At 59.0% G+C, this 12,589-nt stretch carries 13 protein-coding genes and 1 pseudogene; 10 read left to right on the forward strand and 4 right to left on the reverse strand.

The features are described from left to right. The 3 genes from AC1DRJ_RS11280 to AC1DRJ_RS11290 form a co-directional block, all read left to right on the forward strand. A partial coding sequence (locus tag AC1DRJ_RS11280; protein WP_477802206.1) for a M16 family metallopeptidase occupies positions 1–390 on the forward strand: 390 nt, incomplete at its 5' end. Continuing rightward, the gene (gene rsmD / locus AC1DRJ_RS11285; RefSeq protein ID WP_477802207.1) at positions 390–1,001 is read left to right on the forward strand and encodes a 16S rRNA (guanine(966)-N(2))-methyltransferase RsmD; all 612 of its coding nucleotides are present in this window, start codon (positions 390–392) and stop codon (positions 999–1,001) included. The genes AC1DRJ_RS11280 and rsmD, both read left to right, overlap by 1 nt. A gap of 55 nt (positions 1,002–1,056) precedes the next feature. Beyond that, positions 1,057–2,061, forward strand: a complete 1,005-nt coding sequence (locus AC1DRJ_RS11290; protein ID WP_477802208.1) for a hydrolase — start codon at positions 1,057–1,059, stop codon at positions 2,059–2,061. Positions 2,062–2,171: 110 nt separating this feature from the next. Here AC1DRJ_RS11290 and AC1DRJ_RS11295 read toward each other — a convergent pair whose 3' ends face one another. Both AC1DRJ_RS11295 and AC1DRJ_RS11300 read right to left on the reverse strand, forming a co-directional pair. After that, complete coding sequence (locus AC1DRJ_RS11295; RefSeq protein WP_477802209.1) at positions 2,172–3,026, reverse strand: sulfurtransferase; 855 nt, start codon at positions 3,024–3,026, stop codon at positions 2,172–2,174. Between the two features lie 33 nt (positions 3,027–3,059). Beyond that, positions 3,060–3,731, reverse strand: a complete 672-nt coding sequence (locus AC1DRJ_RS11300) for a TetR/AcrR family transcriptional regulator (protein WP_477802210.1) — start codon at positions 3,729–3,731, stop codon at positions 3,060–3,062. Positions 3,732–3,877: 146 nt separating this feature from the next. Between AC1DRJ_RS11300 and AC1DRJ_RS11305 the strand changes: the two genes are divergently transcribed. The 5 genes from AC1DRJ_RS11305 to AC1DRJ_RS11325 all read left to right on the forward strand — a co-directional run bounded on the left by AC1DRJ_RS11305 (position 3,878) and on the right by AC1DRJ_RS11325 (position 8,507). Continuing rightward, positions 3,878–5,308 (forward strand): coniferyl aldehyde dehydrogenase, encoded by a 1,431-nt coding sequence (locus tag AC1DRJ_RS11305; protein ID WP_477802211.1) that lies wholly within the window; start codon positions 3,878–3,880, stop codon positions 5,306–5,308. Positions 5,309–5,336: 28 nt separating this feature from the next. Further along, entirely contained in the window at positions 5,337–5,882 is a 546-nt protein-coding gene (locus AC1DRJ_RS11310; protein ID WP_477802212.1) for a twin-arginine translocation pathway signal protein, read from the forward strand. A gap of 78 nt (positions 5,883–5,960) precedes the next feature. Next, entirely contained in the window at positions 5,961–7,556 is a 1,596-nt protein-coding gene (locus AC1DRJ_RS11315; protein WP_477802213.1) for a GMC family oxidoreductase, read from the forward strand. 115 nt (positions 7,557–7,671) lie between these two features. Further along, entirely contained in the window at positions 7,672–8,151 is a 480-nt protein-coding gene (gene coaD, locus AC1DRJ_RS11320; protein ID WP_007945531.1) for a pantetheine-phosphate adenylyltransferase, read from the forward strand. Positions 8,152–8,255: 104 nt separating this feature from the next. Beyond that, positions 8,256–8,507, forward strand: coding sequence for a YfhL family 4Fe-4S dicluster ferredoxin (locus AC1DRJ_RS11325; RefSeq protein WP_007945532.1), 252 nt, complete (start codon positions 8,256–8,258; stop codon positions 8,505–8,507). Positions 8,508–8,697: 190 nt separating this feature from the next. Here the strand turns inward: AC1DRJ_RS11325 and mutM are convergent, their stop codons facing one another. Further along, complete coding sequence (gene mutM, locus AC1DRJ_RS11330) at positions 8,698–9,510, reverse strand: bifunctional DNA-formamidopyrimidine glycosylase/DNA-(apurinic or apyrimidinic site) lyase (RefSeq protein WP_223517970.1); 813 nt, start codon at positions 9,508–9,510, stop codon at positions 8,698–8,700. A 28-nt stretch (positions 9,511–9,538) separates the two neighbouring features. Beyond that, on the reverse strand, positions 9,539–10,408 hold the full coding sequence (locus AC1DRJ_RS11335) for an HDOD domain-containing protein (protein WP_477802214.1): 870 nt from the start codon (positions 10,406–10,408) through the stop codon (positions 9,539–9,541). Between the two features lie 333 nt (positions 10,409–10,741). On the opposite strand from AC1DRJ_RS11335, the gene AC1DRJ_RS11340 reads away from it, so the two are divergent. Together AC1DRJ_RS11340 and AC1DRJ_RS11345 are read left to right on the forward strand one after the other, a co-directional pair. Continuing rightward, positions 10,742–11,938 carry a class I SAM-dependent rRNA methyltransferase gene (locus AC1DRJ_RS11340; RefSeq protein ID WP_452628526.1) on the forward strand — a complete coding sequence of 399 codons (1,197 nt, stop codon included), beginning with the start codon at positions 10,742–10,744 and terminating at the stop codon, positions 11,936–11,938. Positions 11,939–12,362: 424 nt separating this feature from the next. After that, positions 12,363–12,589 (forward strand): annotated as a pseudogene (locus AC1DRJ_RS11345) (dehydrogenase); the annotation flags it as partial.

Here is a 12,589-nt window from a genome sequence, read left to right on the forward strand (position 1 = left end):
CTGCAGACTCGCGCCGAAATGAGCGAAGGCACGCTGAAACTGGTGCAGGACGTGCTGGCCGACTACCTTAAAACCGGCCCGACGCAAAAAGAACTCGATGACGCCAAGCGTGAACTGGCCGGCAGCTTCCCGCTGTCCACCGCCAGCAACGCCGATATCGTCGGGCAGTTGGGCGCCATGGGCTTCTACAACCTGCCGCTCAGCTATCTGGATGATTTCATGCGTCAGTCCCAAAGCCTGACCGTCGAACAAGTCAAAACCGCACTGAACAAACACTTGAGCACGGACAAAATGGTCATCGTCAGCGCTGGCCCGACCGTGCCACAAAAGCCGTTACCGGCCCCTTCTGATAAACCTGCCGAGCAACCGCTCGGGGTTCCGGAGCATTAATGGCCACGCGTCCAAAAAAACCTGTTCACAACGTTCATAACGGCGTGAATCAACTGCGCATCATTGGCGGCGAATGGGGCAGCCGAAAGCTGAGTTTCCCGGATGCCCCGGGCTTGCGCCCAACGCCCGACCGGGTGCGTGAAACCCTGTTCAACTGGCTCGCGCCTTATGTCGCGGGCGCCAAGGTGCTAGACCCGTTCGCCGGCAGCGGCGCACTGTTTCTGGAAGCCCTGTCCCGTGGCGCGGCCATGGGCCAGGCGCTGGACGCCAGCAACATCGCGGTCGCCAGCATCAAGGAACATCTGGGCACACTGCGCTGCACCACCGGCCAGRTCCAGACCGCCGAYGCCCTGCGCTACCTKGAAACCCAGACTGCCACGSCCTACGACCTGGTGTTCCTCGACCCACCGTTCAACCAGAACCTGCTGCCGAGCGTCTGCACACTGCTGGAAGAGCGTCAGTGGCTGGCCGACGAGGCCTGGATCTACACCGAAAGCGAAAACGCACCGTCGTCCCTCGGTTTGCCAGGCAACTGGCGCCTACACCGCGAGCAGAAATCCGGGCGGGTTTACTACGCGTTGTGGCAACGTATGGCAGAGATCGCCGGTTAATCGACCGGCCTGAAAAGGTGCGCACCCGTTGCGCACCGCTGCATCGAGAACAATCGTGTCCCATCCGCCAGACCGCTTCACCCCCGCCTTGGGCCTGGGCAACCCGCACTTGCAAACCTTGTGGGGACCGCTATGGCGCAAAACCACGCACATTGAACGCGAGCGCGAACGCTTGTGGCTCGATGACGGCGACTTTCTCGACCTCGACTGGCATGGCCCACACAGCGCGACGGCACCATTGGTGCTGGTACTGCACGGACTGACGGGGTCATCGAATTCACCTTATGTGGCCGGCGTGCAAAAGGCACTCGCCGCCCAAGGCTGGGCCAGTGTCGCGCTGAACTGGCGCGGCTGTTCGGGCGAGCCGAATCTGTTGGCGCGCAGCTACCATTCCGGCGCCAGCGAAGACCTGGCCGAAGCCATCAGGCACTTGCGGGCGAAACGTCCATTAGCGCCGCTTTACGTGGTGGGCTATTCCCTGGGTGGCAATATCTTGCTCAAGCACTTGGGCGAATCCGGCAGTGACAGCGGCGTGGCCGGTGCGGTAGCTGTCTCGGTGCCGTTTCGCCTCGACCACTGCGCCGATCGTATCGGCCAGGGATTTTCCAAGATCTACCAGGCGCATTTCATGCGCGAGATGCTTGCCTACATCAAGAACAAACAGCGCCAGTTCCAGCATGACGGACGCGAAGAGGGCCTGGCCGCGTTGGCGGCGCTCGGTTCGCTGGAGAACATGCGCACCTTCTGGGATTTCGATGGCCGGGTCACGGCACCGCTGAATGGTTTTATCGATGCCGAGGATTACTATCGTCGAGCCTCGAGCCGTTATTTCCTGGGGGAGATTCGCACGCCGACCCTGATCATTCAGGCGGYGGACGATCCTTTCGTCTTCCCCCACAGCTTGCCGCACGCCGATGAACTGTCTGCCTGTACGCAACTCGAATTACAAGCCAAAGGCGGGCATGTCGGCTTCGTCGATGGCTCATTCAGGCAACCGGGTTATTACCTGGAACGGCGCATCCCGCAGTGGTTGGCCGCTGTGGGGCACGGCGGGAAATAAGCACTACTGTGGGAGCGAGCCTGCTCGCGATAGCGGTGTGTCCATCAGCCAAGATGTCGACTGGTACACCGCTATCGCGAGCAGGCTCGCTCCCACAGGGGAGGATTGCCTTATTCGCCGATGGCGATGCCACGCGCAGGATCGTTGATCCACTCGCTCCACGACCCGGCATACAACGATCCCAATGGATAACCCGCCAGGCACAACGCAAAAAGGTTATGGCAAGCCGTCACGCCTGAACCGCAGTACGCCACCAGATCGGTCGGCGAACGATCACCAAGTTTTGTGGCAAATCGCTGCTTGAGCTGATCGGCCGGCAGGAATCGTCCATCGCTATCCAGATTCTCATTGAACGCCGCACATTGCGCCCCCGGAATGTGCCCGGCAATCGGATCGATCGGCTCCACTTCGCCTTTGAAACGCGGCAAGGCGCGGGCATCCAGCAAGGTCAGCGCAGGCTGGCCAAGACGCTGCTGAAGTTGTTCCGCACTCAAGATCAGCGAGGTGTCCGGTGTTCCGGTGAAGGTGCCGCGTTTGTTGTCGCACGCATCCAGACTCAGCGGCAACCCCGCTGCGTGCCAGGCCTTGAGCCCGCCATTCAGAATAAACACACCGTCACGCTTGCCCAGCCACGCCAGCAACCACCAAGCCCGCGCCGCGAAGGCACCCGGGCCATCGTCGTACAAAACCACTTCGCTGTCGGCGTTGATGCCCCAGGCTTGCAACCGTTCGATCAACACGCCAGCGTCGGGCAGCGGATGACGCCCCGTCACGCCCTTGACCACCGGCCCACTCAAATCACGCTCAAGATCAGCAAACTTCGACCCGGCAATGTGCCCTTCGGCATAGCTGCGCTGGCCATAATCCGGGTCTTCGAGGGCAAAACGACAATCCAGAATCACCAACCCCGGCTCGTCCTTCTTCAGGTCCAGTGCTTGCGGGCTGATCAGTTGCGCAATGGGCATAGCGGGCTCCTGTGACTAAGTCGGTTTTTAATCCTACTGCACTTCTTCAAGGGCTTGGGCCAGTGGCACGTAAAACTCTTCGTACAGTGCGTTCACTTCATCGCGAGACTGATCTGTCACGAAACCGGCCTCAAGCACCAGCACCTGATACACCCCACGTTTAATGGCTTGTTCGCTCAGGTGATTGGAGTTTTCCCGCGTGGTGCACAGAAACCGCACCCATGACGTCAGGATGATCCACGCATTGAGCGTCAGGGACTCGATCTGCACCTTGTCCATTTTCAGGATGCCGGCGTCGACGAAGGCCGCGTAGATGTGCGTGCCATGGATCAGGCAGCGCTGGGAAAACCGCCGGTAACGGGCGGACAGTTCCGGATCGCTGTCGAGCAGGTGCTCGAGATCGCGGTGCAAAAACCGGTAGCGCCACATGGCCGCCAGCAGTTCCTGAAGATAAAAGCGCTTGTCGTCCACCGTGGACGCACGCCCCTGCGGTGGGCGCAGGAAGCTGTCTACCAGGCTTTCGTACTCACTGAACAGCACGGCGATGATCGCCTGCTTGTTGGGGAAGTGGTAGTACAGGTTGCCCGGCGAAATTTCCATGTGGGCAGCAATGTGGTTGGTGCTGATACTGCGCTCACCCTGCTGATTGAACAGCTCCAGGCTGTTCTGCACGATGCGCTCGCTGGTTTTGATCCGAGGGGCCATGGCTTGAGCTTAAATTCAGAGTGCGATGAGGGGCATCTTACGACCTATCCGCGAGTGGATAAAACAAAGCTGTTCGAGGATGTCATTTGACTTTCTAGAGTATAGACTCTAAAAATACCCTCATTACAATTAATCCGGAGCCGACAATGACTGCTGATATCGCCTACCTTCAGAACCTGAATCAGCCTCTGGAAGAACTGCAAACCCTGTTCGACGCACAACGCGCCGCTTACGCCGCCAACTCGATGCCGCCAGCCGCCCAGCGCCAGCAATGGCTCAAAGCGTTGCGCGACCTGTTGAACAGTGAACGTCAGGCGCTGATCGAAGCGATCAGCCAGGATTTCAGCCACCGCAGCGCCGATGAAACCCTGCTCGCCGAAATAATGCCCAGCCTTCACGGCATTCATTACGCCAGCCAGCGCCTTAAAGGCTGGATGAAGGACTCGCGGCGCAAGGTGGGCATCGCTTTTCAACCGGCGGCGGCCAAAGTTGTTTACCAACCATTGGGCGTGGTCGGCGTGATCGTGCCGTGGAACTACCCGCTGTACCTGGCCATCGGCCCATTGGTGGGTGCGCTATCGGCGGGTAACAGGGTKATGCTAAAACTGAGCGAATCGACCCCGGCCACGGGTTTGCTCCTCAAGGAATTGCTCGCGCGGGTCTTCCCTCAAGACCTGGTCTGCGTCGTGCTGGGCGAAGCCGATGTCGGCGTAGCGTTCTCTCGCCTGCCTTTCGATCACCTGCTGTTCACCGGTGCCACCAGCATCGGCAAACACGTGATGCGTGCGGCGGCCGAGAACCTCACCCCGGTGACCCTTGAACTCGGCGGCAAGTCCCCGGCCATCGTGTCCCATGATGTGCCACTTAAAGACGCCGCCGAACGTATCGCCTTCGGCAAGACCCTGAACGCCGGGCAAACCTGCGTGGCCCCGGATTACGTACTGGTGCCGGAAGACCGTGTGGAGGGTTTCATCGACGCCTATCGCCAGGTGATTCGCGGTTTTTATCCGACACTGGCTGACAACCCGGACTACACCGCCATCATCAACGAGCGGCAACTGGCGCGTCTCAACGGCTACATCAGCGATGCCACCAGCAAAGGTGCGCAGTTGATTCCGCTGTTCGATCAGGGGCAGGGCCGCCGCATGAGTCACAGCCTGCTGCTCAACGTCACCGACGATATGACGGTAATGCAGGACGAAATCTTCGGCCCCCTGCTGCCCATCGTGCCGTACAAAACTCTGGACCAGGCGTTTGCCTACATCAACCAACGCCCTCGCCCACTGGCGCTGTATTACTTCGGCTACGACAAGCGCGAACAAAACCGCGTGCTCCACGAAACCCATTCCGGGGGTGTTTGCCTCAATGACACCTTGCTGCACGTCGCTCAGGACGACATGCCGTTTGGTGGCATCGGCGCCTCGGGCATGGGCCATTACCACGGCCACGAAGGCTTCCTGACCTTCAGCAAGGCCAAAGGTGTGTTGATCAAACAGCGCTTCAACGCATCGAAGCTGATCTACCCGCCGTACGGAAAATCCATTCAGAAACTGATCCAGAAGCTGTTTATCCGCTAACGATCACCACTACCGGGTAACAACAATAATGAACCCAAGCTTGACCGATACACCCGCGCTGTCACGGCGCGGCCTGCTGAAATTCAGCCTCGGCGCGAGCGCCTTTCTGGCCACGGCCGGACTGGGCGCGAGCCTCAGTGGCTGCTCGTCTAGCACTCCCGCGACCGGCTTCACACTGCTGCGCTCCGGCGACGTGCTGTTTTTGCGAGCCCTGATCCCGGTGATGCTCGAAGGCGCTGTCGCGGCGGAGAAAATGCCGGCCTCGGTCGAGCAGACCTTGCACAGCCTGGATAACAGCCTGAATCGCCTGTCGCCGGAAATGCTCAAGCTGACCCAGCAATTGTTCGATGTGCTGGGGATGGCCGTGACTCGCGGACCGCTGACCGGGATCTGGGGTAGCTGGGAAAACGCCAGCGCCAGTGAAGTCCGGCACTTCCTTGATCGATGGGAAAACAGCTCGTTGGGCTTGTTGCGCATGGGGCATAGCTCGTTGCTGCAACTGGTGATGATGGCGTGGTACGGCCGGGCTGAATCGTGGGCGCATTGCGGGTATCCAGGGCCGCCAACTGTCTGAAAAACCGCGTCGCCTGCTCGCGAAGGCGTCCTGACAAACACCACTGCGTCCAAAACAAAATAAAAAGAGAACCTCAGAATGCCTGTACCCGATCCGTTCCGCGAAGGCCTGTCCCGTGGCTGGAAAACCTACAATGGMTCGCAACTGACCCAAGACCTGACCCTAGAAGCGGACGTCGCGATCATCGGCAGCGGCGCGGGCGGCGGCACCACGGCTGAAATCCTCAGCGCGGCCGGCTACAAGGTGCTGCTGATCGAAGAAGGCCCGCTCAAGACCAGCAGCGACTTCAAGATGCTCGAAGACCAGGCCTACTCCAGCCTCTACCAGGAAGGCATCGGGCGCATGAGCAAGGATGGCGCGATCACCATCCTTCAAGGCCGCGCAGTGGGCGGCACCACGCTGATCAACTGGACATCGAGCTTTCGCACCCCGGCCCCGACGCTCGAACACTGGGCCAAGGAACACGATGTCAAAGGCCACTCCCCCGCCGAGATGGCGCCGTGGTTCGAGAAAATGGAACAACGCCTCGGCGTCGCACCGTGGATGGTGCCGCCCAACGCCAACAACGACGTGATCCGCAAAGGCTGTGAAAAGCTCGGCTACAGCTGGCACGTCATTCCGCGCAACGTGCGCGGATGCTGGAACCTCGGTTATTGCGGCATGGGCTGTCCGACTAACGCCAAGCAATCGATGCTGGTCACGACCATTCCGGCAACGCTGGAAAAAGGCGGCGAGCTGTTGTATCTGGCCCGCGCGGAAAAACTGTCGATCAAGGACGGTAAAGTCACTGGCTTGCACTGCGTGGCGATGGACGACCGTTGCGTCGCACCGACCGGCCGCACGATCACGGTCAAGGCGCGACATTACGTCCTGGCCGGCGGCGGGATCAACAGCCCGGGGCTGCTCTTGCGCTCTGACGCACCGGATCCGCACAAGCGCCTGGGCAAACGCACGTTCCTGCATTTGGTGAATATGTCCGCCGGGCTGTTCGACGAGGTGATCAACCCGTTCTACGGCGCGCCGCAGTCGATCTATTCCGACCATTTCCAATGGCAGGACGGCACTACCGGCAAAATGGCCTACAAACTTGAAGTCCCGCCGCTGCACCCGGCACTGGCGACGACCCTGCTCGGCGGTTTCGGCAAGGAAAACGCCCAGCACATGGAGCACCTGCCCCATACCCACGCCATGCTCGCGTTACTGCGCGACGGTTTCCATCCGGACAGCCCCGGCGGCGGCGTCGAACTGCGCAGCGACAATACGCCAGTGCTCGACTATCAAGTCTCGCCCTATGCCTGGGACGGCTTGCGCCGAGCCTTCCACAGCATGGCCGAGATCCAGTTCGCCGGTGGCGCCAAAGCAGTGATGCCGATGCACGCCGATGCTCGCTACGTGAAAACCCTGGGCGAAGCGCGCACGCTGATCGATGGTTTGAGTCTTGAGTTGTATCGCACACGCCTGGGCAGCGCCCACGTGATGGGCGGTTGTGCGATGGGTGAAGACCCGAAAAACGCCGTCACCGATAGCCTCGGCCGTCATCATCAACTGAGCAATCTGTCAGTCCATGATGGCTCGCTGTTCCCCACCAGCATTGGCGCAAACCCGCAGTTATCGGTCTACGGGCTGACGGCTCAATTGGCTACTTCGCTGGCCGAACGTTTGAAAAACCCATGAAAAGCGAGAATATTCGTATCGTCTATAGTGCTTTCTTACCCAACAGGCGACTTGGCCGACCGGGAAGGCTGCGATACCATCCGACTCCCCAACGGACTCCCGCCAGGACGACGCGATGAACCGAGTGTTGTACCCAGGTACCTTCGACCCTATTACCAAGGGCCATGGCGACTTGGTCGAACGCGCCGCGCGCCTGTTCGATCATGTGATCATTGCCGTTGCCGCCAGCCCCAAGAAAAACCCGTTGTTTCCTCTGGAACAGCGTGTGGAGCTGGCCCGCGAGGTCACTAAACATCTGCCGAACGTTGAAGTCGTCGGTTTCTCGACGCTGCTCGCGCACTTCGCCAAAGAGAAGAACGCCAACGTGTTCTTGCGTGGTTTGCGCGCGGTGTCGGACTTCGAATACGAATTTCAGCTGGCCAACATGAACCGCCAGCTGGCGCCGGATGTGGAAAGCCTTTTTCTCACACCGTCCGAGCGTTATTCGTTCATTTCCTCGACGCTGGTCCGCGAAATCGCAGCGCTTGGCGGCGATATCACCAAGTTCGTCCACCCTGCGGTGGCCGACGCCCTCACCGAACGCTTCAAGAAGTAACGACCGCTTAATCGGCGCCTGCGTGCACTACAGGCGCCAATGCGGCACAATTGTGCGCATTGTGGTTTATTACGCCCGGGCCTGCCGCCCTGGCTGGAGTTAGCATGTCCCTGATCATCACCGACGATTGCATCAACTGCGACGTCTGCGAGCCCGAGTGCCCGAACGCCGCCATTTCCCAAGGCGAAGAGATCTACGTGATCGACCCGAACCTGTGCACGCAGTGTGTCGGCCACTACGACGAACCTCAGTGCCAGCAAGTGTGCCCGGTGGATTGCATTCCGCTGGACGAAGCGCACCCGGAGACTGAAGACGAATTGATGGAAAAGTACCGGAAGATTACCGGCAAGGCTTGATTCAGATAGTTTTGTAGCGCTCGCTCGGACCCCTTCGCGAGCAAGCCCGCTCCCACATTTAACCGAGCTCCTTCAGGGAAATACTGTCGAATGTGGGAGCGGGCTTGCTCGCGAAGGCGTCGTCCGCCATACCGAAGATGACACTGACCTCACAGACTCAGGGCACAGCCCGTTAAGACCGCAAGACATCTCAGCTCTGACAGCGAGGGCAAAAGACGCTGGCGCGCTGCCCGAGTTTCACATCCCGCAGCTCTGTGCCGCAGACCTTGCAGGGCTCATGGCCTCGGCCGTACACGAACAGCTCTTGCTGGAAGTAACCCGGCTGACCGTCACCGCCGATAAAGTCGCGCAATGTGGTGCCGCCGCGTTCGATGGCGGCGGCCAGGATGCGTTTGATCTCGATCGCCAGTTTCAAATAACGTGCCCGGGAAATGCTCTTGGCTTCGCGGCGCGGATCGATGCCGGCGGCGAACAGCGCTTCGGTCGCATAAATATTGCCGACACCCACCACCACCGCGTTATCCATGATGAACGGCTTGACCGCCATGGAGCGCCCGCGAGACTGCTGAAACAAGCGCTCGCCGTCGAACAGGTCGGTCAACGGCTCCGGCCCCAGGCGAATCAGCAATTCGTGGTTATACGGGTCGAGGCTCCAGAGCATCGCGCCAAACCGTCGCGGGTCGGTGTAGCGCAGCGCCAGGCCGGACTCCAACTCGATGTCCACATGTTCATGCTTGGCTGCCGGCAGACCGGCTTCCACCAGCCGCAAATTTCCCGACATACCCAAATGGCTGATCAGCGTGCCGACTTCGGCATTGATCAACAGGTACTTCGCGCGCCGTTCCACCAGCACGATGCGCTGCCCGGACAGCCGCACATCAAGGTCTTCCGGAATCGGCCAGCGCAAGCGCCGGTCACGCACGATCACCCGACTGACCCGTTGGCCTTCCAGGTGCGGCGCAATTCCGCGGCGGGTGGTTTCGACTTCTGGTAGTTCAGGCATGGGGCACTCGAATCAGGCTATCCAACGCTTAGCGATGAGTGCCAAGGTCGCGGATCGTTTGCTTGAGCGTCTCGAAGTCGTAGTCCGAGAGGCCGACATAATCGAGCACCAGATGCCCGATACTGTTCCATTCATGGTCTTCGGCCTGGTTGCCCAATACCCGATAGGACGTACAAATGTGTTCGGCCATCTTCAGGATCGCCAGCAGATTCTTGAGCTGGGCATTACCCGTTGACTCATCGCTGAAGATCGCCAACGCATTGTGGTGATTGGCGATAGCGGCGGACACATGATCCGGCAGACGCCAAGACTTGGCGGTGTAATACCCCACCACGGCATGGTTGGTATTAAACGCCCGGTTCTCTGTGTCTACCACCCGGCATTCGGGACCGGCGTTAGCATACGCCTGTTCCAGAACCGTCATGTATTGCGGGAAACGCTGAAGCATCAACGGCACACCGCAATCGTGAAACAACCCCAGGGCGTACGCTTCATCGCCGGCCTGCGCGCCAATGCGCTTGGCCAGCGTCAGGCAGGTCATCGCCACGTCTTGAGCGGTGTCCCAGAAGCGGTTCAACGTGACGATGGTGTCGTCATTCATCTCACCCTTGATCGACTGTGCGTTGATGAGGTTGATGATTGAACGGCTGCCCAGCAGGTTCACCGCACGCTGGATCGAGGCAATCTTGTTGCTCAAGCCGTAATACGGCGAGTTGACGATTTTCAACAAAGCACCAGAGAGGCCTGGGTCTTGGGAGATCAGCTTCGCGATCACATCCAGGTCCGGGTCGGGCATGTACTGCTCCATCTGCAAATCAACCATGATTTGCGGCTGAGCGGGTACGCTGATGCCTTGCAGGGACTGCTGAATTTGTTCGGTAGTCAACTCTTGGAACATAGGTACACGCTCTGGGCCAGGCGCAGATTCTAGCTTCTAAAAGTTGGATCCGACACCTTGGAGGGTACTTCGCCTACAGTTTCATCAAATTTCTGCCCGAATTCTGGGCGTAGCAGTGCTGTGGCGAGGGAGCTTGCTCCCGCTCGGCTGCGAAGCAGACGTAGACCGGTAAATGCGATATGTCTGTTGAATCGGGTTTGCCTGTTTAGGGGCCGCTTCGCGCCCAACGGGGCGGTGCGGCGTTCCGACAAGTCCCCTCGCCACAGGTCTACTTGCCGAGCTATCCCGGGCTTCAACACGCTATACTCCCGCTCTTTTTTCCGGAGCGACGTCATGTCCCTGCCTAGCCTGCGCCTCAAAGCCAACGCCGACCGTCGCCTGCGAAACGGCCACTTGTGGGTCTACAGCAACGAAATCGATGTAGCCGCTACCCCTTTGCACGGTTTCAAGGCCGGTGACCAGGCGATCCTCGAAGCCGCCGGTGGCAAGCCGTTGGGCATCGTTGCCATGAGCCCGAACAACCTGATATGCGCCCGCCTGTTGTCGCGCGACATCAAGTTGCCGCTGGACAAGTCGTTGCTCGTTCACCGCATCAACGTTGCCCTGTCGCTGCGCGATCGTCTGTTCGACAAGCCGTTCTACCGCCTGGTCTACGGCGACTCCGACCTGCTTCCAGGTCTGGTGGTCGACCGTTTCGGCGACATCCTGGTGGTGCAGATCGCCTCGGCGACCATGGAAGCCCATAAAGAAGACGTGATCGCCGCGTTGACCCAAGTGCTCAAGCCAAGCGGCATTCTATTCAAGAATGACTCCGCCGCCCGTGATGCCGAAGGCCTCAACCGCTACGTCGAAACCGTGTTCGGCCTGGTGCCGGAGTGGGTGGCACTGGAAGAAAACGGCGTGAAATTCGAAGCGCCGGTCATGCAAGGCCAGAAAACCGGCTGGTTCTACGACCACCGCATGAATCGCGCACGCCTGGCCCCGTACGCCAAAGGCAAACGCGTACTGGACCTGTACAGCTACATCGGTGGCTGGGGCGTGCAAGCGGCCGCTTTTGGCGCCAGTGAAGTGTTCTGCGTCGACGCTTCCGCGTTCGCCCTCGACGGCGTCGAACGTAACGCCGCGCTGAACGGTTTCGCCGACAAAATGACCTGCATCGAAGGCGACGTGTTCGAAGCCCTGAAAGAGCTGAAAGCCAGCGAAGAACGTTTCGACGTGATCGTGGCTGACCCTCCCGCCTTCATCAAACGCAAGAAAGACATGAAGAACGGTGAAGGCGCCTACCGTCGTCTGAACGAGCAAGCCATGCGCCTGCTCAGCAAGGACGGCATTCTGGTCAGCGCTTCGTGCTCGATGCACCTGCCAGAAGACGATCTGCAAAACATCCTGCTGACCAGCGCCCGCCACCTGGACCGCAATATCCAGCTGCTGGAGCGTGGCGGCCAGGGTCCGGACCACCCGGTTCACCCGGCCATCGCCGAGACTCGCTACATCAAGAGCATCACCTGCCGCCTGCTGCCAAACAGCTGATTACGCCGGTTCGACGGGGAGCCGATCGGCTCCCCGTTCTGTTATCTGACATTCAACCCTACAACTTCCTACACTTGCAGTCCTCGCGACTTGCAGGAAGTTTCCCTGTGTTTTTTATTTTAAAGAATACGTCCTACAAATTTTATTAAGCCCCTCGAACGATCCGACAAAACAACTAGAACTTTCCTACTGAATCTCTCCTTGATAAGGACTCATTAGCAACTATGATTGAGTTGTCACACAGAAGTGACACTTACTATCAATTACAAGGAGCTTCAAAAATGAAAGCAATTACTCTGGAAGCTAACAACATCGCCAATCTGGCTTTTCTTGTTGCACCAAAAGCCCGCTAAGTAAATGAAACGCTGGGGAGTGCCGGCTACCCAGCGTTCTCTATGGAAAATTCCAGAGTGAACCGCCTACCATGCAGATAAACCCTTATCTCTTCATGCTTCCTCGCACGCCTGGACTAATAGTTTGGGATTACAAAAACCACAAACAGTATGAGTTGGACCTTGAGCATTCAATCCGACTAGCAGAACTTATCAACAAACCGAGCAGATTCAACAATAGAAACAGCATAGACATACAACTTCTTGACGCAGGAATACTAACCGCCGCAACACCTTCCATTATTGAGTGGGGCTGGGA

It is taken from the genome of Pseudomonas sp. P5_B2 (assembly GCF_056400445.1).

Bases quoted from the DNA above. Each gene is read 5' to 3' on its own strand.
- AC1DRJ_RS11295 (WP_477802209.1), bottom strand. From the start codon at position 3,026: ATGCCCATTGCGCAACTGATCAGCCCGCAAGCACTGGACCTGAAGAAG.
- AC1DRJ_RS11300 (WP_477802210.1), bottom strand. From the start codon at position 3,731: ATGGCCCCTCGGATCAAAACCAGCGAGCGCATCGTGCAGAACAGCCTG.
- AC1DRJ_RS11310 (WP_477802212.1), top strand. From the start codon at position 5,337: ATGAACCCAAGCTTGACCGATACACCCGCGCTGTCACGGCGCGGCCTG.
- coaD (WP_007945531.1), top strand. From the start codon at position 7,672: ATGAACCGAGTGTTGTACCCAGGTACCTTCGACCCTATTACCAAGGGC.
- AC1DRJ_RS11325 (WP_007945532.1), top strand. From the start codon at position 8,256: ATGTCCCTGATCATCACCGACGATTGCATCAACTGCGACGTCTGCGAG.
- mutM (WP_223517970.1), bottom strand. From the start codon at position 9,510: ATGCCTGAACTACCAGAAGTCGAAACCACCCGCCGCGGAATTGCGCCG.
- AC1DRJ_RS11335 (WP_477802214.1), bottom strand. From the start codon at position 10,408: ATGTTCCAAGAGTTGACTACCGAACAAATTCAGCAGTCCCTGCAAGGC.
- AC1DRJ_RS11340 (WP_452628526.1), top strand. From the start codon at position 10,742: ATGTCCCTGCCTAGCCTGCGCCTCAAAGCCAACGCCGACCGTCGCCTG.